A 20,641-nucleotide genomic window follows, 5' to 3' on the forward strand; every position below is an offset into this window, starting at 1 on the left:
GATCACGTTGGGGTGCGATCAATGCATCACCGGATAGGGTTTATCCGTATCGATGCCGTATTTTTCGATGGCCTTTTTCACGGTAGACGCCTCCACCTTGCCGTCCTTGCGCAATGCACTGAGCGCCGCCAGCACCACGAAATGACGATCCACCTCAAAGAAGTGGCGCAGTTTCTGGCGGGAATCGCTGCGGCCGAAACCGTCGGTGCCCAGTACCGTATACGGTGCGTGTATCCAGGGCCGGATCTGGTCGGCAAAGGCGCGCATGTAGTCGGTGGACGCGATCACCGGACCGTCGCGACCATCCAGGCATTTCTCTACCCAGGTGCGCTCGCGCTCTTTATCCGGGTTAAGGATTTCATCCCGGTCCAGGCGCAGACCTTCCCGGCGCAGTTCGTTGAAGCTGGTGACACTCCACACATCTGCCGCCACCCCGAAGTCATCCCGGAGCAGCTCCGCTGCTGCTTCCACCTCGCGCAGAATGGTGCCGCAACCCAGCAACTGCACGCGGGGGGATTTCTTGGTTTTTCCCTTGCCTTCACGCAACAGGTACATGCCCCGGCGAATACCTTCTTCGGCCCCCTCCGGCATGGCACCGTGCACGTAGTTTTCGTTCATCAGCGTCAGGTAATAGAAGACCTTTTCATTGTCTTCATACATGCGTTTCAAGCCGTCATGGAGGATCACCGCCAGCTCATAGCTGTAGGTCGGGTCGTAACTGACACAGTTGGGGACCGTGCTGGCCAGGATGTGACTGTGACCATCCTGATGCTGCAGCCCTTCCCCATTGAGCGTGGTGCGTCCAGCGGTGGCGCCCAGCAGAAAACCGCGGGCCTGACTGTCACCGGCGGCCCAGCACAGGTCGCCAACGCGCTGGAAACCGAACATGGAGTAATAGATATAGAACGGGATCAGGGTGAAATCGTGCACGCTGTAGCTGGTGGCGGCGGCCAGCCAGCCGGACATGGCGCCCGCTTCGTTGATCCCCTCTTCAAGGATGCGACCCTTCTTGTCTTCCCGGTAATACATGACCTGACCGGCATCCTCGGGCTCGTATTTCTGGCCACCAGAGGAATAGATACCCAGTTGCCGGAACAGGCCTTCCATGCCAAAGGTACGCGCCTCATCGGGCACAATCGGCACCACCCTTTCACCGATCTGCTTGTCCTTGATCAGCGCACTCATCATGCGCACAAACGCCATGGTGGTGGAAATCTCCCGGTCGCCACTGCCTTCCAGGAAGTTGGCAAAAATATCCAGCCCGGGCAGGGTCAGTGCCTGACTGGCCTGCTGGCGACGCACCGGCATATAACCGCCCAGCTTGTCGCGCTGTTCTTTCATGAAACGCATTTCCGGGGAGTCGGCGTCCGGCCGGTAGTAGGGCACATCCTTGAGTTCTTCGTCGGTAAACGGCATATCGAAGCGATCACGGAATTCCTTGAGACTTTCCAGATCCAGCTTCTTCATCTGATGGGTCTTGTTGACCGCTTCACCGGCGCCGGTGGCGTACCCTTTTACGGTCTTGGCCAGAATCACCGTGGGCCGACCGGTGTGGTTCACCGCCGCATGGTAGGCCGCGTAGACCTTGAACGGATCGTGGCCACCGCGATTGAGGCGGTACACCTCATCGTCGGACATGTGCTCTACCAGCTTCTTCAGCTCCGGGTACTCACCGAAGAAATGCTCACGAGTATAGGCGCCGCCGTTTTTCTTGTAGGCCTGGTATTCCCCGTCCACGCACTCTTCCATGCGCCGGCGCAGCAGGCCCTGGTTATCCCGTTCCAGTAGCGGATCCCAGAGTCGCCCCCAGACCACCTTGATCACATTCCAGCCGGCCCCACGGAATACGCCTTCCAGTTCCTGAATGATCTTGCCGTTACCGCGCACCGGGCCATCCAGCCGCTGCAGGTTGCAGTTGACCACAAAAATCAGGTTATCCAGTTTCTCCCTGCCAGCCAGGGCCAGGGCACCCAGAGACTCCGGCTCGTCCATTTCGCCGTCGCCCAGGAAGGCCCATACCTTGCGATCATCCTTCTGGATCAATTCACGGTTTTGCAGGTATTTCATGATATGGGCCTGGTAGATGGCCTGGATCGGCCCCAGCCCCATGGACACGGTGGGAAACTGCCAGAAGTCCGGCATCAACCAGGGATGCGGATAGGAGGACAGGCCCTTGCCATCCACCTCCCGGCGAAAGTTATCCAGCTGCTCTTCGCTGATGCGTCCTTCCAGGTAAGCGCGGGCATACACCCCCGGCGCGGAATGGCCCTGGAAAAACACCAGGTCCCCTTCGTTCTTGTCACTGGGGGCCCGGAAGAAATGATTGAATCCCACATCGTAAAGGGTGGCGGAGGACGCAAAGGAGGCAATATGGCCCCCCAGTTCGTCGTCATTCATGTTGGCCCGCATCACCGTGGCCAGGGCATTCCAGCGCACCAGAGAACGCACCCGGCGTTCCATGAAAATATCACTGGGAATCGGCACTTCGTCCTTGGCGGGAATAGTATTGAGGTACGGGGTATTGAGGTGGGTTCGGTGGATGCCCTGTTCCTGGGCCTCATTGGTGATGGTATCCAGTAACCAGGCGGCCCGCTCCGGGCCTTCGCGCTCGACGACGGACTCCAGGGCTTCAAGCCACTCCCGGGTTTCCGCCGGGTCCATATCATCAAAGAAACTTCTTTTGTGCATGGGCGTGCGTCCTTTTTCGCGTTGCCAGGCGGCACGACAGGATCACTGCAGCACCGCAGAAATAAACGCCCGGGGGTGTTGGGCGAGCCACTACAAGCACTTTCCATACTAGCCGCAATGACTGGCCGGTCAAATGACGATAATCACCAGAGGCGGGTCACAGGCGGATGTTTTGGTATGGCAAGATCCCTTTCAGCATGACCACTGCCGCTACAGGACGACATCAGACCTAAGTCTGATCGAGAGAAAAATACTTTGACACTTCCCGTAGGGTGCACGGAGCCCAAGCGAACTGCACCAGTCAAAGCCGGAGTGGTGCAGTTCGCTTGGGCTCAGTGCACCCTACGCATGTCCAGAACACCTTGGGTAATTATCGTCAGATCACGATGATCCACAGCGCTGACAGGATCAGCCAGATGGCAACACAGCGCAGCAGCAGCCCCTGCAGTGACTCCAGATGATCCAGGGCAGCAGACAGGGAGCCTGGCTCCCCTGACGGTGACGTTTCCAGTGCCACATTGACCACCTGCTGCAGGGAGTCGCCGCTATGCTCCTGATGCAGCCAATGGCCCCGCATTTTCTCCATCACTGCGGTGAAGTCGCCGGCCAGCGCCATGCTCAACACCAGCAATCTGTTCGCCGGCCAGCAGGCCCAGCCATCCAGGCGGGTCTGCCAGCTATTGCCCTGCTCTTCACCGGCCCGGCTCAACCAGGCCCGGTTCAGCACCACCAGAAATGCCGCACCGAAACCCAGCAGCACCAGCCAGAAAATCGCCACAAAGAGGCCCTGTTCCCGGGCCAGAATTCTTTCCGTCAGGGCACTCTGGTAGTCAGGGTCCCCCGGCGTTCCGGTCACATCGAATTCATCCGTGGCCAGAGCAGCAAAGCCTTCCGGGTCGTTCATGCGGCCACGCACCAGCAATTCATCCACGTGACGAAACTCGCTTTGCCCACCGACCAGCCACAGCATCAGTGCAATGCCCAATGCCAGCACTAGCAGCTGCCCCCAGAATCCATCTAGCCAGCACGTCAGGGCCGCAATCAGCACTGCCGGCAACAGCACCGCCAGCCACCAGACCCGTTGTCCTTGCCCCAGGCGATTGCTCCATTGCTGCAACCAGCCCTGATGACGCTGCGGATTGCTAATCCAGAGCGGCCAGCTGGTATCCAGTCTGCGTAGACCAAGCACCAGTATCAGCACCAGAAATTTCATGCCATTTCCTCCTTGAATGCAGCCAGGCGGGCCCGGTAATCCGCCCAGTCGAAAGCGGGCCCCGGGTCGGTCTTGCGACCCGGGGCAATATGTTCATGGCCGGTGATACGGGTATCGTCAATCGCCGGATAATGGGTCTGCAACAGCCAGGTCAGCTCCGTCAATGTCGCGTACTGTGCCTCTTCATAGGGGACTGTATCTGCGCCTTCCAGCTCAATGCCGATGGAAAAATCATTACAGTTTTCCCGCCCGGCAAAGCAGGATATGCCCGCATGCCAGGCACGCTGGTCGCAGGGAACAAACTGCAACAGGCTGCCGTCGCGCCGGATAAGGAAGTGAGACGACACGGTAAGTTGGTGGATTTCGCGGAAGTAGGGATGATCGTCCGGGTTCAGGCAGTTCTGGAACAGGGCCTGAATATAATCACCGCCGAACTGCTCCGGCGGCAGGCTGATGTTATGGATCACCAGCAGGGAAATGTCATCGGGGTCGGGACGGAGGTTGAAATTGGGTGATGGACACCATTGTGCCTGGTCAACCCGGTGTTCGTTGAGGGTGAGCACCCGCGCTAGCTCCTTATTCCCGCGCGGTGCCGACCAACCTAATGTTGAACGTTGGCCTGCATACGGCGCAGGTCGCCAATAACCGCTTCCAGAGCCCGATCGAACAGGGCTCCCTCTTCGATGAGTTTAACAGTCCCTTCATGCAGGGCAACGGCCAGGGTGTAAGCAGTAAACTCTTCCACCTTGATCCCCCGGCGGTTGGTAAACACCATCTTGACGCCGCCACGGATGTTGGCTGCCAGTTTGGCCCGGCGAGGTTCGTCAACCTCGACAATTTCAATCCACTGGCCCGGAGAGAGCTGGCCGGCTTTTTTCACCAGAAAATGGTTTTCCGGTAAGGCCGCGCTCTGTTCCTGCTGCTGAGGCTCCGCGGCCGGCATTTCCGGCTGCACCGCCACGCGCTCGGTTTCCAGGCCTTTAAGCAATTGCTGGTGTACATCCCGGAATTTGGTCAGCAGCTGCTTCGCTTCGGCATCATCGTAACTGATCTGACCCAGGCCATTATGGAGGGTTTTGAGCAGTTTCGGGCTGAGTGCCTTGAGCTTTTCCAGAGCGCCCTGATCGCGATGCGGGAGAACACTCCAGACGACGCCGTCGACAACCTTGACCTGCTGTTGCCAGGCTTCACTGTCAGCCCCTTCGCGCAACCAGGTCAGGTACAGCACCTGTTGCCAGCCCTGCCGGAGCAGACGTACCACCACATCCGGTAATTGACGCCCTGCCATGCGCTTGTCCAGCACGGCCACCACTTCCTGGCGTGCCTGCTCGGCGCGGGCCTTGCCCTCTTCCGCCTCTCGGACACGTTGCTCCACCCGTTCTGAACGTGAGCGCTGACTATCAAAAAAGCCCTGGAATTCATCAAGCAGGGTGGCAAACAGGCTGGCATCATCCTCGAAATCATCGATGATGCGGTGTACTGCATGATTGATACGCTGATACAGGTCATCCTGAATGCCCTGCTGCGGATCCCACTGGTTACCCGCCCGGGCCAGCATGTTGAGCAGCAGCCGGGCTTCGTGATTGTCATTGCTGAAGAAGGTCTTGTCGGTGATTGCCACTTTCAGCAGGGGAATCTGCAAGCGGCCGATCAACGCCTTGATCTCCGAGGGCAGGCCCTCGTCATCAAGAATAAAATCAAACAGCAGGGACACCAGGTTGATCACATCGTCATCGGCCTGATCCAGGGCATGGATGGCTTCACCATGCTCACTGTCGAGCAATTCGGAGAGATCTTCCTTCAGGTTGGCCCGCTCGCCGTCTTTCTCACTCAGGCTTCGCTCCACCCGCTGCAGGCGATTGAGCACCCCCATCAAATCATCGGAGCTGACCTGGTGAACGGAGGCCGCATTGGCCACCGGGGCGCCATTCAGATAGGGCACACCATTCTGCATGACCGCCATGGCCGCGTTCATATCAACGGCGGGCGCGGCGCCGTTCGCCGGCGCAACACCGCCCTGCATACCACGCATGGTGACCAACAGCTCTTGGAGCAAGCCGAACATCTGGTCGTTACCGCCAGCGCCAGCACCGGAGGAGGACGACTGCCCCCCCGACAGAGAACGGTTCCCGGGTTTGCGAACAGGCGCGATCGGCGCCGTTTTCATGTCCGGCAGGACCCCGGCATCCACCAACACCTTGTTGGCTTCGGACACCATAAAGCCGGTTTCCGCCATCACCTCACGCTCAAACAGCTTGAGAATGATCAGCCTGGCCTTGATGTCCAGGGACAGCTTTTCCAGCCCCTGGTTGAATGCATCCACCAACTGGCGGGGTTCCAGCGGGTTGTTGCGCTCGGTGATCTCCGCCTTGCTTTCGAACAAGTATTCCAGGCGATGACACAACACTTTCAGCTGTTCCGCGCAGCCGTTGCGGGCTCTGCGGGCCATATTGTCCAGTGCCACCGACGTTTCCAGCTCTTCTTCGTTGACCAGGGCCAAGGAGTCCAGATCAAACTTGGCATTTTCCAGAGACTCAGCCTGCTCCTGCCCCTGCCCGAGACAGGCAAACTGATGCTGTATGGCCTGTTTCAAGCCGGCAGTGAGCCCGGCTCGCTGCACGCGCAGCTCCCGCATGGCATCAAAATAGCGCTCGCGCTCGCTGTCGGTCTCTTTCTCGGCCAGATCGTAGAGCCGGTCGTCCGCACCATCCAGCATGTCCTCAAGGTAGGAAGAGGCCACTGACACATAGCGGTCACGGACTTTTTCGATAGGCCTGGGCAGGCTGTTGACAGCGGCTTTGCCGGCAACCGGTTTAAGCTGGGTAACCTTGGCCATGACACCCCCGGGGATAGTACTTCACCCGTTCAGTAAATGGGACTGTGGTTTTAATACTTTACTACGCTATCACACTAGCTGGGTACGAATTTTGAACTAGTTCGCACGTCACACTTTGTGTTTAAGCCACCACAAACACGTCGCCAGCTTTCCCTGCCCGCTAAATTCCCATAGCCTAAGGCCTTTTGGGGAAATGGACGAGAGCCATGGAGCAAGCGGTTACCATTCTTAAACAGATCAGCGGTTTCCTGTGGGGATGGCCGGCACTGATTCTGATTGCCGGTACCGGCATCTACCTGACCCTGATACTGCGGTTCCTGCCCCTGCGGCAGCTGGGGTTCGGTTTCAAGCAGATGTTCGGCCCCCAGACCGGGGTCGGTACCATCGGCGCAGGTGCCGCCCTGGCCACGTCCCTGTCCGCCACCATCGGTACCGGTAACATCGTGGGGGTCGCCACCGCCATTCATTCCGGTGGCCCGGGGGCGCTGGTATGGATGTGGCTGATCGCTCTGGTCGGCATGGCCACCAAATACGCGGAAGCCGTTCTGGCGGTGCAATATCGGGAAAAAGATGCCGCCGGACAATATGTTGGCGGCCCCATGTACTACATCCAGAATGGGCTGGGCCGTAACTGGCGCTGGCTGGCCATTGCCTTCGCCATCTTCGGCATGCTGGCCGGATTCGGTATCGGTAACAGCGTCCAGGCCAACTCCGTGGCCCACGGCCTGCAGGACAGCTTTGGCTTGCCGGCATGGATTACCGGGGTAACCCTGGCCGTGCTGGTTGGCCTGGTCGTCCTGGGTGGCGTAAAACGCATCGCCTCCGTGGCCACGTTCATCGTCCCGTTCATGGCGCTGACCTATCTGCTGGCCGGCCTGGTTGTCCTGGTGGACCATGCCGAAGCGCTGCCCGCGGCTCTGGCCCTGTGCTTTGAAAGCGCCTTTACGGGCACCGCCGCCGCTGGCGGCTTCGCCGGCGCCCTGGTCAAGGAAGCCATCCGCTTCGGTATCGCCCGTGGCATCTTTTCCAATGAAGCAGGCTTGGGCAGCGCCCCCATTGCCCATGCTTCCGCCAATACCGACCACCCCGCCCGCCAGGGCTCCATCGCCATGCTGGGCACCTTTATCGATACCATCATTGTCTGCTCCATCACCGGCCTGGCCATTGTCTCCTCCGGCGCCTGGACCAGCGGCGAGGAAGGCGCGCCGCTTTCCGCCCTGGCCTTTTCCTCCACGTTCGGGGACTTCGGTAATGTGATCGTGGCCGGGGGGCTGGCGATCTTTGCCTTCACCACCCTGCTGGGCTGGAGCCTGTACAGCGAACGCTGCACCCAGTTCCTGTTCGGTGACCGGGCCATTCTGCCCTTTCGGGTCATCTGGGTACTGGCGGTGCCCCTGGGGGCCGTGGTCAGCCTGAACCTGGTCTGGGCATTGGCGGACATCATGAATATCCTGATGGCGATACCCAACCTGATTGCTCTGTTATTATTGTCTCCCGTGGTGGTCCGCCTGAGCCGGGAATTCTTTACCCACCGGCCGGATTGAAGGCACCATCGCCGCATAACACGACCCCGCAGGCCTGCCTGCGGGGTCTTTCATTGAGTTCAGCACCGAGAACAGCATGACCATCACCCTGCCCGACTATGTGCGTGACGACATTCAGCGCAACGTAAGCTTTGCCCTGGAAGAAGACATCCGCAGCGGTGACATCACCGCCCAGCTCATCGACGCCGATAGCGAAAGCACCGCCACCATCATCACCCGCGAAAACGCCGTCATGTGCGGCATTCCCTGGGCGGATGAAGTGTTCCGGCAACTGGGCGATGTGCAGATTGAGTGGCATGTGGAGGATGGTGATCGACTGACTGCGGACACCACCCTGTGCACCCTGAGAGGCAATACCCGCCAGATTCTCACCGGCGAGCGAACTGCGCTGAACTTCCTGCAAACCCTGATGGGCACCGCCACCACGGCGCGCCGCTATGCGGATGCTGTGGCAGGCACCACCGTGACGATTCTGGATACGCGGAAAACCCTGCCCGGCCTGCGAGCTGGCCAGAAATACGCCGTCCTCTGCGGCGGCTGCCAGAACCATCGTGTGGGGCTGTACGATGCGTTTCTGATCAAGGAAAACCATGTGGCGGCCTGCGGAGGAATCACCGCCGCCATTGAGCGCGCCCGGGCACTGGCGCCAGAGAAGAAGATTATTGTGGAAGTGGAAACGCTGGCGGAGCTGGAGGAAGCGGCTGCGCTGAAGCCGGATCAGATTATGTTGGATAACTTTAATGCCAACATGTTGAAATCGGCAGACGATATAGCTACTCGGCAGTCGTGTCTCGAAGTATCTGGCAATCTCACCGTAGACAATGCCGCCTCTTTGCCTTCAAGTCGCCAATGGTTTTTATCATCTGGCGCATTAACCAAACATATCTGGGCAATAGACCTGTCCTTGCGCGTGCAGTCCCAAGCGGATATTGCTCAATCAAAAATCTGAGCGACAGAAAACGAAATCTTGTTATTCCCGGCAGAGCCAAGGAGCGAATAGCGCCACAGTCAAGAAGCATCGGCATATACTCGCCAAGCTCTAAAAGGCCAACCCCTTCACGAAAAAGCCCCTGTCAGTATTTTGACAGGGGCCTTAAGAAGAAAGGAGGCTATATCCTTTCCATAGCCTCCTTTCAGTGCTAAGCACCAAACTTAGTCACGACAGGTTGCGGGAAGATACTTATCTTCCAAACTGCCACTTGCGGATGGGCCGCACAACCAGGCACGGATCGGCTGGGCAGTACCGCGGACAAAATCATTGGCAACAGCTGCAGTAGTTGCATCCGCATCGGTAAACGGACGCAGCTCAACGATTTCACCATTTACAGCGCCGTCGATATTACGAACTTCAACCTGGACCACACCTGCATCCGTGGTTTGAACAGTCTGGACGTACTGGGAAACAGGACCAGTTGCATCCTCGCCACATCCGAACCCGTTTGCAGCAGGTGCTGCAGCAAAGCCCGTCTGTGAAACTTCAGTAACTGTGGTCCTACAAGCACTCGCTGCAAGTACAACCTCGGACATCTTGGAACGAATCGTATAATCTTGGTAGGCAGGCAGAGCGATCGCTGCCAAAATACCGATGATAGCAACCACGATCATCAGTTCGATAAGGGTGAAACCCTGTTGCATTTGCTTCTTCATGTCATTCTCTCCAACGTAAAATTGGCAAATCTTGTTGTTGAGCCCACCCCTGGCGAGCCTCTGCCCTGACCAATGCACAGAGCGGGCCAACTTGTGAAAGACATGAGCCAAAAGCATGAGAAGACCTGCAAACCGGCACTTGCATTGAAACCGCGGTCCGCAGCGCCCATGCTAAAGAGCCTGACGCCCTTACCAGGAGTGTCAGTTAGTGACATTCTGCGTCGCACGCAGTTAGCAATATGTCGTTGATTGTCATTTCCGGGGCGGCAGGGCCGCCTCCTAACAGGCGATCGCGTCAAAACCGCCCCAAAAGACCGTGTCAAACCATTTGCGTATCAGCTCATTGAAAACCGTGCTGCAAGAGCTCGGATGCACCTGAGGAAATAGCGACAAGACTCTGATTTTGCGACATCTGGTCTTCCCTGAACCCCCCACAACCGGTATGTTACGAAAAAAGTGTTGGGCTAACCCACCATACTAAGGATAAACAAGCAGGTTGCCATGACTGACCAGCCCCTTTCTTTCAGCGGTTTACCAAAACGCCTTGTCCGGCAGGAATTACTGACCGCAGAAGACATGCAAAAGGTGCAGCAGAAAGCTCGAGAAGAGCGAGTAAGTCTGGTGCATCAGTTAGTGAGCTCTGGCCGACTGACTGCAATGGTTGTGGCCAATGCCGTTGCGGAGGAGTTTGGCGACCCCATTCTGGATTTGAACGCCTTTCAGCGTGACAGTCTGATAAAGGAGTTGGTCGACCCCAAACTCATTACCAAACACCACGTGCTCCCCCTGTTCCGAAGAGGAAGCCGGCTTTTTGTGGCTGTCGCCGACCCCACAAATCTTCCTGCACTCGAGGAAATTCGGTTCAACACCGGCCTGAATGTCGAAACCATTATTGTTGAGCAGGACAAACTGACTCACTGGATCGACCACCTGGAGTCTGAAGCGGACGAGAGCGCTTTTGATGGCCTGGATGATGATCTTGATGATCTGAACGTCAATGCCGCCGATGAAAAGACCTCTGACGAAACCAAATCCGGGGCAGATGACGCCCCCATTGTTCGCTTCGTCAACAAGCTACTGCTGGATGCCATTAAAGGTGGGGCTTCTGACTTGCATTTTGAGCCCTATGAAAAGTCCTATCGGGTACGATTTCGCCAGGATGGCATCCTGAAGACCGTATCCAAGCCGCCTATCAACATCGCCAGCAAGCTCTCTGCCCGCCTGAAGGTCATGTCCCGGCTGGACATCTCCGAACGACGGGTCCCCCAGGATGGCAGGATCAAGCTCAAAATCTCCAAGACCCGGGCCATCGATTTTCGTGTCAACACCTGCCCCACCCTGTTCGGCGAAAAGATTGTACTGCGGATACTGGATCCCGAATCCGCCAAAATGGGTATTGATGCTCTGGGTTATGAGGAAGACCAGAAACAACTGTATGTGGATGCGCTCCAGAAACCCCAAGGCATGATCCTGGTAACAGGTCCAACCGGGTCAGGGAAAACCGTGTCACTCTATACAGGTGTCAACATTCTCAATACTCCGGAGAGAAACATCTCCACGGCTGAGGATCCCGTTGAAATCAACCTGGAAGGCATCAATCAGGTCAACGTGAACCCCAAACAGGGGATGGATTTTGCGGCGGCCCTGCGCGCGTTTCTGAGGCAGGACCCCGATGTGATTCTGGTAGGGGAAATCCGCGACCTGGAAACTGCCAACATCGCCATCAAGGCAGCCCAGACTGGCCACCTTGTGCTCTCTACCCTGCACACCAATAGTGCCCCGGAAACGTTAACGCGATTGCGCAACATGGGGGTTCCCTCTTTCAATATTGCCACTTCGGTCGTATTGATCATTGCCCAGCGTCTGGCTCGCAGGTTGTGCGAGCACTGCAAAACCGAAGTGGAAATACCTGAACAATCTCTCCGTGAGATGGGGTTCACAGAAGAAGACATCGCTTCCGAATTTACTGTGTACGGCCCTCAGGGTTGCGAAAAATGCAACAACGGCTACAAGGGCCGCGTGGGGATTTATGAGGTAGTGAAAATCACTGACGGGATTGCCCGCATCATCATGGAGGAGGGCAACTCAATTCAGATTGGCGATCAGTGCCGCAAGGAAGGCTTCAATGATCTTCATCGCTCTGGCTTGGTAAAAGCCATGCAAGGCGTCACCAGTCTGGAAGAAGTTAACCGAGTAACCAGCGGACACTAAATTATGGCCAAAAAAGCTTCTGAACAAAAAAGTGCCACCTTCGTGTACGAAGGCCTTGATCGCCAAGGCAAGAAAATCAAAGGGGAAACGACTGGGAAAGGCCCCGCACTTGTACGTGCCGAACTTCGCAAACAAGGCATCCAGGCCAAGAGGGTCACCAAAAAGCGAGAAGTCAACCTGGGCGGCAAGAAAAAAATCAAGCCCATGGATATCGCTATTTTCACTCGCCAAATGGCGACCATGATGAAAGCAGGCGTGCCCCTGGTTCAATCTTTCGAGATTGTAGCCGATGGCTTGAGCAATCCATCCATGAAAGATGTGGTTATGAAGCTCAAAGTGGACGTTGAAGGAGGCAATAACTTCGCCAACGCCCTACGTAATCACCCGCTGCTTTTTGATGACTTATATTGCAGCCTTGTGGACGCTGGCGAACAGTCAGGCTCACTGGAAGTAATGCTCGACCGCGTTGCGCTTTACAAAGAAAAAAGCGAAGCACTGAAACTCAAAGTTAAAAAAGCACTGAAATATCCGATCAGCGTTATTTGCGTTGCAATTATTGTTACGGGCATTCTTCTTGTAAAGGTTGTGCCCACATTTAAAGACCTTTTCGAAGGATTTGGTGCAGAACTCCCCGCCTTTACACAATTTGTGATTGGAATATCCGATATCCTGATTGATAATTTCTTGATATTCATAGTCTCCATAATTGCGTTTATTTTTATATTCACTGAAGCAAAAAAACGCTCCAAAGCATTTCGTGATGCCATTGATCGGCTGCTGTTAAAGCTCCCAATCGTGGGGGACATTACTTTCAAAGCCACTATCGCTCGCTACGCGCGCACTCTTTCAACCACTTTTTCTGCTGGGGTCCCACTCATTGACGCACTTGATGCTTGCGCAGGGGCGACAGGCAATGTTGTGTACCGAAATGCTGTACTTCAGGTAAAAGATGACGTATCCACTGGCCAGCAACTGCAATTTGCGATGCGCTCAACGGGCGTCTTTCCTGCGATGGCCTTACAAATGACAGCTATTGGTGAAGAATCTGGTGCCCTGGATGCCATGCTGGAAAAAGTGGCAATTTATTATGAGGAAGAGGTAGACGCTGCTGTCGATGGCCTGACAAGCATGATGGAGCCCCTCATTATGTCGGTACTCGGCGTCCTTATTGGTGGTTTGATTATCGCGATGTACCTCCCCATCTTCCAGCTTGGCCAAGTGGTATAAAGTGCCCGAGATGATTCATTTACTTTCCACAAGCCCAGCCCTTCTTGTTGGGCTCTGTGTCTTTATGGGCCTGTTGGTCGGAAGTTTCCTTAACGTGGTGATTTACCGTCTGCCGGTAATGATGGAGCGCAGCTGGAAGCAGGAGGCCCGGGAAATTCTGGCGCTTCCCCCGGAGGAGGATGGCGAGATTTTCAATCTGGTCACCCCCCGCTCCCGATGCCCCAAGTGTAACCATGCCATTACCTGGTACGAGAATATCCCGGTCATTAGCTGGCTGGTGCTGAAAGGCAAATGCAGAGAGTGCCATACGCCCATCAGCAAGCGTTATCCGGTTATTGAGCTGACCAGTGGTCTGCTGGCCGGGCTGTGTGCCTGGCATTTCGGTTACGGCCCCTGGTTGCTCTTTATGCTGTTTGCCACCTGGACCCTGCTCGCCGCGGCCATGATTGATGCGGATACCACCCTACTGCCAGACAGCATGAATTATCTGCTGCTGTGGGCCGGCCTGCTGGCAGCCTTGATAGGGGTGTCACCGGTATCCCTGCCCGATGCGGTGGCTGGCGCCATGGCGGGCTATCTTTCCCTGTGGAGCGTGTACTGGCTGTTCAAGCTACTCACCGGCAAGGAAGGGATGGGCTATGGTGATTTCAAATTGCTGGCCGCCCTGGGGGCCTGGACGGGCTGGCAGTATCTCCCGCTGATTATCCTGTTGTCTTCCGTGGTGGGACTGGTGTTTACCCTTCTCGCGACGCTGTTCGGTGGTGAAAAACGTACCCAGATCCCCTTCGGTCCCTATCTGGCCGCCGCCGGCTGGATTGCCTTGCTGTGGGGCGATACCATCGTCAGTTCGTATCTGGGGATGTTTAAGATCAGTTGACAGTGGACAATTGATAATTGACAGCTAAAAGCAAAACCTAAAGCTTGGACGAGTTTGAGCTTTCGCTGTCAACTGTCCACTATCAACTGTCAACTCTTCCCCCAATAAGCTATTGCATCACAGCCATCCGTTAATTGACTGTGTTGAATTCGGAGTTCCCCCCTATGTTCGTAGTCGGCCTGACTGGTGGCATTGGTAGTGGCAAGACCGCTGCCACGGATTTCCTCGCCCAGCAGGGCATCACCATTGTCGATGCAGATCTGGCGTCCCGGGTGGTGGTAGAGCCAGGCCAGCCCGCGCTTGAGCGTATCGCCGAGCATTTTGGTGAGCATGTTCTCACTGAGGAAGGCGCCCTTGATCGCCGTGCCCTGCGCGAGATCGTGTTTGCGGACGCGAGCGCACTGAAAGTTCTTGAAGGCATTACTCACCCGGCCATCGGTGAAGAGCTGAAACGACAGATTACGGCCAGCCAGTCCCCCTATACCGTCCTGGTTTCCCCGCTACTGCTGGAAACCAGCCAGAAAAACCTGGTGGATCGTATTCTGGTGGTTGATGCCCCCGCAGAACTGCAGGTGCAACGCACCATGGCCCGCGACCATGTGCCTGAAGACCAGGTTGCCGCCATCATGAAAGCTCAGATGGAAAGGACCAAACGCCTGGACCAGGCCGACGATGTGATTGAGAATCACGGGTCGCTGCAGGCATTTCATGCGCAACTCACAGACCTGCATCAACGCTATCTAAAAATGGCCAACGCACTCTGAACATGTCTGATACCGATAACACCACCCGTACCTATCCCTGTCCCCAATGCAAATCCCTTACCCGCTGGGACAATAACCCCTGGCGCCCTTTCTGTTCCGAACGTTGCAAACTGATTGATCTGGGCGACTGGGCGGCGGAGCGCCATGCAATTCCCGGTGATGACAATGCACCCGGGGATTTCGAAGAGTTTTGATCGTCTGACGGGATAAGCTGCGGATTGGGCTGCTCGTGCAACAGTGCGAATAAACCCGTGCCTCTTTCTCTAACAGGGGCGTAACGGGGAGAGGCGCCAACGCCTACCCTAGGGTGCCACTGAGCCTAAGGCGAACTGCACCGAACCGATTCGGTGGCTGGATGGTGCAGTTCGCCTTAGGCTCAGTAGCACCCTACACAGGTTCAGAGGCAGAGCCCGGCCAAAAGGCACGAATCCCCGCCACGCCAACGGCACCGTGCTGGCGGGCCTTGTCCAGATCCGCTGGCGAGACGCCCCCCAACCCATAACAGGCCAGCGGCAACCCGGTAATCCATTGCCCTGCTTGCTGCCAACCCAGAGGGGGACGATCCGGATGACTGGCGGTGGTCTCTACCGGGGAAACCAGTACCATATCCAGCTCCAGAGACACCGCCTTTGACAGGGCGTCCCGGCTGTGGCAAGCCGCCGATACCACACCGGGAAAACCCGGTCGCTCCCGGCAATCCATCAATACCGATTCGGGCAGGTGCAGCCCGAAGACACCCTGCAAGGATGCCTGTTCCATCCATTTTGCGGATAAAGCCCGCAACCATACCTTGATGCCCTTGTCCTGGCACAGCGCCAGGAGCTCCGGCAGTGCCGCATGCTCGCTCCACTGGCGCAGATACAACCCTGTAGAAGCGGCATCCAGACGATTGATGCCCACCTTGAGATCCTCGAGATCCTGATTATCCGGCGCGATGGCTAGGCGGGCAGGCAATGTCATTGCCGTCACCACCGGCCGGTTCGCCGCCGGAAATTCCAGCGTCGGCAGCTCGGCAATCTCGAACCAGCGCACCGGCTGACCTTCACGGCCCGAAGGCTCACCCTGCCAGGCGGTGACATCGCGAAAATGCAAGGTGACGTGCAGATCCTCGTACTGGTGGGCAATCGTCATGAACGGAGAGGAAATCGCCGCCTGCATGCCCAGTTCCTCCTCCAGCTCCCTGGCCAGTGCTGTCGACAAGGGCTCCCCGGGCTCCACCTTGCCGCCGGGAAACTCCCAGCGACCCCCTTGATGCTTGTGGTCTGGGCGCTTGCTCAGGCAGATGCGACCGTCGTTGCCGCGGATGATGGCGGCAACGACGGTGATGGCGGGGGTGGTTTCGGTCATAAACAACGTTTCTTCAGGAGACTCGGGAGTGCCACGCCCGCAGGCGCAACAGCGGATGAACGTCGCGAGCACGTTCGCCATGCAAGCATAGCTCCCACAGAGGCTACGGCGTTTTGCGTCAGACGTCAGACACTAAATCAGGTGCGGTATTCCGCGTTGATCTTCACGTAGTCGTAGCTGAAATCACAGGTCCACACGGTGCACTCGGCATCGCCACTGGCCAGGTCCGCGCGAATGTGGATCTCCGGCTTGGCCATCACTTCGGCCCCTTTCGCCTCTTCGTAGCTGTCCGCCACACCGCCCTGCTCTACCAACAGCAGATCATCCAGCCAGACGCTGACCTTGTCCACGTCCAGGGACGCAATAGGAGCACGGCCAATGGCAGCCAGGATACGGCCCCAGTTGGGATCTGAGGCAAACAGCGCCGTCTTTACCAGAGGAGAATGGGCAATGGTCTCCGCCACGGTCCGGGCATCGGATTCGCTGGCGGCACCTGCCACGGTAATTGCCACAAACTTGGTGGCGCCTTCTCCATCGCGCACCAGTGCCTGGGCAAGTTCCACGAACACACTTTCCAGGGCCTGGTACAGCAGCTGGCTATGATCATCCAGCGCCTGAATCTCAGGCATCTGCGCCGTAGCCGTGCTGATCAGCATACAGGCATCATTGGTGGAGGTGTCGCCGTCCACCGTGACCCGGTTAAAAGACTTGTCCGCCAGGGTTTTCACCCACTGGTCCAACAGAGGTTTGGCGATGGGCGCATCGGTGGCGATAAAACCCAGCATTGTGGCCATGTTCGGCTTGATCATGCCCGAGCCCTTGGCCATACCGGTAACGGTGATCGGCACACCGTCGATCTCCACGCGACGACTGGTAAGCTTGGGGTAGGTATCGGTGGTCATGATGCCTTCCGACGCCCGTCCCCAGTGATGCTCATCCAGCACGGCCAGAGCATTGGGGAGACCTTTTTCAAATGCCGGTAACGGAAACTGCTCACCGATCACCCCGGTGGAATACGGCAGGATCTGATCTTCACGACAACCCGCCGCCTCGGCCAACAGGCGACAACTTGCCAGACAGTTTTCCATCCCCTTTTTACCGGTACCCGCATTGGCATAGCCGGTGTTGATCATCAGGTACTTGGGGGCTTCTGCGGCCAAACGACTTTTTGCCACCTGCACCGGCGCAGCACAGAAACGATTCAGGGTGAAAACACCACTGACACGACTGCCTTCGGCCAATTCCAGCAATACCAGATCCTTCCGGTTGGCCTTCTTGATGCCAGCCTCAACAGCGGCAAGACGGATACCGGGGACAGGCAACCATTCTGTCTGTGTCATAACCCATTCCTTGAAAATTCAGCTACTAGCTTTAAGCGACGAGCTACTAGCCATAATAACGAAAAGCACCGGTGAAAACCGGTGCTTTTGTATTTCTCGTCGCTGGAAGCTCGTAGCTAGATTCTATTCAATCTTGCCGTGGCACTGCTTGTATTTCTTGCCCGAGCCACAGGGGCAAGGTTCATTGCGGCCTACCTTTCGCCCCTCTCGTACCACTGTCTTCGGGGGCCCTGCCTGGTCACTCTCACCGGCGGTTCCATCAGTGCCCGGTTCGGGAGCCGCCTGCATTTTCATTTTTTCAGCCTGACGACGGGCTTCTTCCTGGCGCTGTTGCTCAAGGCGCTCTACTTCGTCATCACGACGCACCTGGAAGCTGTGCAGAACACGGATCAGCTCATGCTGGATCTGGTTAAGCAGCCCCTGGAACAGTTCGAAAGACTCTTTCTTGTATTCCTGCTTGGGGTTTTTCTGGGCGTAACCACGCAAATGAATCCCCTGACGCAGATGATCCATATTGGCCAGATGCTCTTTCCAGTGACGGTCGAGAATCTGCAGCATCAGGTGCTTCTCGATCTTGCGCAGATCCTCGACACCGATCTCCTGTTCCTTGCGCAGGTAGTCCTGCTCCAGGGTTTCCACCAGCTTCTCGATGACCCCATCGATATGCATCTGGTTGTCTTCGCTGAGCCACTGGCCAACCGGCGCATTACACTGGAATTCCGCTTCCAGGGTTTTCTCCAGGCCCGGCACATCCCACTGGTCTTCCACAGAACCCGGTGGCAGATAACTGTGCACCAGTTCGGTCACCACATCATAACGAATGCCTTCCACGGACGTTCGCAGATCCTCGGTTTCCAGGATCTGGTCACGCTGGGTGTAGATAACCCGACGCTGGTCGTTGGCCACATCGTCGTATTCCAGCAGGTTTTTGCGGATATCGAAATTGCGCCCTTCCACCTTGCGCTGGGCATTCTCGATGGCACGTGTCACCCAGCGATGCTCGATGGCCTCACCGTTCTCAAGCCCCAGCGAGCGCATCATATTGCGGATCCGGTCGGAAGCGAAGATACGCATCAGATCGTCTTCCATGGACAGGAAGAAACGGGTGTAACCCGGATCCCCCTGACGGCCGGCACGACCCCGAAGCTGGTTATCAATCCGACGGGATTCGTGACGCTCGGTACCGATGATATGCAGGCCGCCCGCTTCCATGACCTTGTCATGGTTGGCCTGCCACTCGGCACGGATTTTTTCCGCCTCGCTGTCCGAGGGGGTATCCATGTGCTTGATTTGTTCTTCCGGATTACCGCCAAGCATGATGTCGGTACCCCGACCCGCCATATTGGTCGCGATGGTCACTGCGCCGGGACGGCCGGCCTGGGCAATGATCTGCGCTTCGCGCTGGTGGAACTTGGCGTTCAGTACTTCGTGGGCAATCTTGTCTTTCTTCAGGCGCTTGGAAAGATACTCGGAGGCTTCGATGGTGGCGGTACCCACCAACACGGGCGCGCCCTTGGCAACGGCTTCGGTGATTTCCTTGACGATGGCGTCGAATTTTTCTTCCAGGGTCAGATACACCAGATCATTGGCGTCCACCCGCACCATGGGCCGATTGGTGGGGACCACCACTACGTCCATGCCGTAAATCTGGCGAAACTCCATGGCTTCAGTATCCGCCGTACCGGTCATGCCCGCCAGCTTGTTATAGAGACGGAAATAATTCTGGAACGTGGTCGAGGCCAGCGTCTGGTTTTCCTGCTGGATATTCACCCCTTCCTTGGCCTCGATGGCCTGGTGAATGCCCTCGGACCAGCGACGACCCGGCATGGTACGGCCGGTGTGCTCATCAACAATCACAATCTGATTGTTCTGCACAATGTAATCACGGTCCACATGGAACAGGGCATGGGCTTTCAGTGCAGCATGCACATGGTGCAACAATGCCAGATTGTGCGCCGCATACAGGCTCTCGCCCTGTTCCAGCAAGCCATTACTGACCAGCAGGGCCTCGATTTTCTGATGCCCGTCTTCAGTCAGCTCCACCTGACGCTGCTTCTCATCAACAAAGAAGTCACCGTCCTGCTCTTCGGTCTGTGCAGACAAACTGGGCATCAACCGGTTCACGGCCACGTACAGTTCGGAAGAATCCGCCGCCGGACCGGAAATGATCAGCGGGGTACGGGATTCATCAATCAGGATGGAATCCACTTCATCGACAATGGCGTAGTTGAGGCCACGCTGGACCCGATCCTCCAGCCGGAACGCCATGTTGTCCCGGAGGTAATCAAAGCCATACTCGTTGTTGGTACCGTAGGTGATATCAGCGGCGTAGGCGTCCCGTTTCTGGTCCGTGGGCTGCTGGGAAAGAATGACGCCGACACTGAGCCCCAGAAATTCGTACAAGGGGCGCATCCAGTTGGCGTCCCGCTCGGCCAGATAATCATTCACGGTGACCACGTGCACACCTTCACCGGACAGGGCGTTCAAATAGGCCGCCAAGGTAGCGGTCAGGGTTTTACCCTCACCGGTGCGCATCTCGGAAATCCGCCCCTCATGGAGGGCAATACCACCGACCATCTGAACGTCAAAATGGCGCAGGCCCATGACCCGGGTGGACGCCTCACGAACCACGGCAAACGCTTCAGGCAGCAATTCATCCAGAGTTTTGCCATCCTGGAAGGCCTGACGAAATTCGCGGGTCTTGAGCTGCAGGTCCGCATCACTGAGCTGTGCCAGCGCTTCCCCGTGGCTGTTGATCGTTTCGACCAACTTGCCCATGCGTTTCAGCTCACGATCATTCTTGGTGCCGATGATTTTTTTTACGATGGTACCCAGCATACAACTTCCGGTTCAGTAAACAGTCAGGCCATAAAGTCGGCCGCCTGCCAAGCGAAGCCATGTTCGCAGGGCTCCGACGGCAGCGTCACAACGGACTCTGGCAAGAAAA

15 protein-coding genes are annotated in these 20,641 nt (G+C 56.9%); 7 read left to right on the forward strand and 8 right to left on the reverse strand.

The features are described 5' to 3' along the window. Positions 1-18 precede the first annotated feature (18 nt). The 4 genes from aceE to C4S63_RS02835 form a co-directional block, all read right to left on the reverse strand. Positions 19-2,688 carry a pyruvate dehydrogenase (acetyl-transferring), homodimeric type gene (aceE, locus tag C4S63_RS02820; protein ID WP_103916636.1) on the reverse strand — a complete coding sequence of 890 codons (2,670 nt, stop codon included), beginning with the start codon at positions 2,686-2,688 and terminating at the stop codon, positions 19-21. 376 nt (positions 2,689-3,064) lie between these two features. Beyond that, positions 3,065-3,901: a hypothetical protein gene (locus tag C4S63_RS02825; RefSeq protein WP_103916637.1), complete on the reverse strand. Its 837-nt coding sequence runs from the start codon at positions 3,899-3,901 to the stop codon at positions 3,065-3,067. Next, entirely contained in the window at positions 3,898-4,464 is a 567-nt protein-coding gene (gene ampD, locus C4S63_RS02830; protein ID WP_062816745.1) for a 1,6-anhydro-N-acetylmuramyl-L-alanine amidase AmpD, read from the reverse strand. The genes C4S63_RS02825 and ampD overlap by 4 nt, the downstream gene beginning before the upstream one ends. Positions 4,465-4,502: 38 nt before the next feature. Beyond that, a complete protein-coding gene (locus C4S63_RS02835) occupies positions 4,503-6,737 on the reverse strand; it encodes a DUF1631 domain-containing protein (protein WP_103916638.1) in 2,235 nt (744 codons plus the stop codon). Positions 6,738-6,943: 206 nt separating this feature from the next. Here C4S63_RS02835 and C4S63_RS02840 point away from each other — a divergent pair, with 206 nt between their 5' ends. Next, positions 6,944-8,281 (forward strand): sodium:alanine symporter family protein, encoded by a 1,338-nt coding sequence (locus C4S63_RS02840; RefSeq protein WP_103916639.1) that lies wholly within the window; start codon positions 6,944-6,946, stop codon positions 8,279-8,281. 76 nt (positions 8,282-8,357) lie between these two features. After that, positions 8,358-9,230: a carboxylating nicotinate-nucleotide diphosphorylase gene (nadC, locus tag C4S63_RS02845; protein WP_103916640.1), complete on the forward strand. Its 873-nt coding sequence runs from the start codon at positions 8,358-8,360 to the stop codon at positions 9,228-9,230. Between the two features lie 203 nt (positions 9,231-9,433). On the opposite strand, the gene C4S63_RS02850 is transcribed toward nadC, so the two are convergent. Further along, positions 9,434-9,928: a pilin gene (locus C4S63_RS02850; RefSeq protein ID WP_103916729.1), complete on the reverse strand. Its 495-nt coding sequence runs from the start codon at positions 9,926-9,928 to the stop codon at positions 9,434-9,436. 501 nt (positions 9,929-10,429) lie between these two features. Between C4S63_RS02850 and pilB the strand changes: the two genes are divergently transcribed. The 5 genes from pilB to C4S63_RS02875 all read left to right on the forward strand — a co-directional run bounded on the left by pilB (position 10,430) and on the right by C4S63_RS02875 (position 15,201). Further along, positions 10,430-12,139, forward strand: a complete 1,710-nt coding sequence (pilB, locus tag C4S63_RS02855; RefSeq protein ID WP_103916641.1) for a type IV-A pilus assembly ATPase PilB — start codon at positions 10,430-10,432, stop codon at positions 12,137-12,139. Positions 12,140-12,142: 3 nt separating this feature from the next. Continuing rightward, the gene (locus C4S63_RS02860) at positions 12,143-13,366 is read left to right on the forward strand and encodes a type II secretion system F family protein (protein WP_103916642.1); all 1,224 of its coding nucleotides are present in this window, start codon (positions 12,143-12,145) and stop codon (positions 13,364-13,366) included. A gap of 64 nt (positions 13,367-13,430) precedes the next feature. Further along, positions 13,431-14,243 (forward strand): A24 family peptidase, encoded by an 813-nt coding sequence (locus C4S63_RS02865; RefSeq protein WP_103916643.1) that lies wholly within the window; start codon positions 13,431-13,433, stop codon positions 14,241-14,243. 164 nt (positions 14,244-14,407) lie between these two features. Then, complete coding sequence (coaE, locus tag C4S63_RS02870) at positions 14,408-15,007, forward strand: dephospho-CoA kinase (RefSeq protein WP_103916644.1); 600 nt, start codon at positions 14,408-14,410, stop codon at positions 15,005-15,007. A 2-nt stretch (positions 15,008-15,009) separates the two neighbouring features. Continuing rightward, on the forward strand, positions 15,010-15,201 hold the full coding sequence (locus C4S63_RS02875) for a DNA gyrase inhibitor YacG (RefSeq protein ID WP_062816736.1): 192 nt from the start codon (positions 15,010-15,012) through the stop codon (positions 15,199-15,201). 193 nt (positions 15,202-15,394) lie between these two features. Here the strand turns inward: C4S63_RS02875 and C4S63_RS02880 are convergent, their stop codons facing one another. The 3 genes from C4S63_RS02880 to secA form a co-directional block, all read right to left on the reverse strand. After that, on the reverse strand, positions 15,395-16,354 hold the full coding sequence (locus tag C4S63_RS02880) for a Nudix family hydrolase (RefSeq protein WP_103916645.1): 960 nt from the start codon (positions 16,352-16,354) through the stop codon (positions 15,395-15,397). Between the two features lie 137 nt (positions 16,355-16,491). After that, positions 16,492-17,694, reverse strand: a complete 1,203-nt coding sequence (gene argJ, locus C4S63_RS02885) for a bifunctional glutamate N-acetyltransferase/amino-acid acetyltransferase ArgJ (protein ID WP_103916646.1) — start codon at positions 17,692-17,694, stop codon at positions 16,492-16,494. 123 nt (positions 17,695-17,817) lie between these two features. Next, positions 17,818-20,532, reverse strand: coding sequence for a preprotein translocase subunit SecA (gene secA, locus C4S63_RS02890; protein WP_103916647.1), 2,715 nt, complete (start codon positions 20,530-20,532; stop codon positions 17,818-17,820). Positions 20,533-20,641: the final 109 nt, after the last annotated feature.

Origin of the sequence: Alcanivorax sp. DSM 26293 (assembly GCF_900107995.1) — a bacterium.
In the GTDB taxonomy this organism is placed as follows: Bacteria; Pseudomonadota; Gammaproteobacteria; order Pseudomonadales; family Alcanivoracaceae; genus Alcanivorax.

What these genes read in the sequence shown, in the direction of transcription:
- aceE (WP_103916636.1), bottom strand. Translation starts at nt 2,688, where the DNA reads ATGCACAAAAGAAGTTTCTTTGATGATATGGACCCGGCGGAAACCCGG.
- C4S63_RS02825 (WP_103916637.1), bottom strand. Translation starts at nt 3,901, where the DNA reads ATGAAATTTCTGGTGCTGATACTGGTGCTTGGTCTACGCAGACTGGAT.
- C4S63_RS02835 (WP_103916638.1), bottom strand. Translation starts at nt 6,737, where the DNA reads ATGGCCAAGGTTACCCAGCTTAAACCGGTTGCCGGCAAAGCCGCTGTC.
- C4S63_RS02840 (WP_103916639.1), top strand. Translation starts at nt 6,944, where the DNA reads ATGGAGCAAGCGGTTACCATTCTTAAACAGATCAGCGGTTTCCTGTGG.
- nadC (WP_103916640.1), top strand. Translation starts at nt 8,358, where the DNA reads ATGACCATCACCCTGCCCGACTATGTGCGTGACGACATTCAGCGCAAC.
- C4S63_RS02850 (WP_103916729.1), bottom strand. Translation starts at nt 9,928, where the DNA reads ATGAAGAAGCAAATGCAACAGGGTTTCACCCTTATCGAACTGATGATC.
- pilB (WP_103916641.1), top strand. Translation starts at nt 10,430, where the DNA reads ATGACTGACCAGCCCCTTTCTTTCAGCGGTTTACCAAAACGCCTTGTC.
- C4S63_RS02860 (WP_103916642.1), top strand. Translation starts at nt 12,143, where the DNA reads ATGGCCAAAAAAGCTTCTGAACAAAAAAGTGCCACCTTCGTGTACGAA.
- C4S63_RS02865 (WP_103916643.1), top strand. Translation starts at nt 13,431, where the DNA reads ATGGGCCTGTTGGTCGGAAGTTTCCTTAACGTGGTGATTTACCGTCTG.
- coaE (WP_103916644.1), top strand. Translation starts at nt 14,408, where the DNA reads ATGTTCGTAGTCGGCCTGACTGGTGGCATTGGTAGTGGCAAGACCGCT.
- C4S63_RS02875 (WP_062816736.1), top strand. Translation starts at nt 15,010, where the DNA reads ATGTCTGATACCGATAACACCACCCGTACCTATCCCTGTCCCCAATGC.
- C4S63_RS02880 (WP_103916645.1), bottom strand. Translation starts at nt 16,354, where the DNA reads ATGACCGAAACCACCCCCGCCATCACCGTCGTTGCCGCCATCATCCGC.
- argJ (WP_103916646.1), bottom strand. Translation starts at nt 17,694, where the DNA reads ATGACACAGACAGAATGGTTGCCTGTCCCCGGTATCCGTCTTGCCGCT.
- secA (WP_103916647.1), bottom strand. Translation starts at nt 20,532, where the DNA reads ATGCTGGGTACCATCGTAAAAAAAATCATCGGCACCAAGAATGATCGT.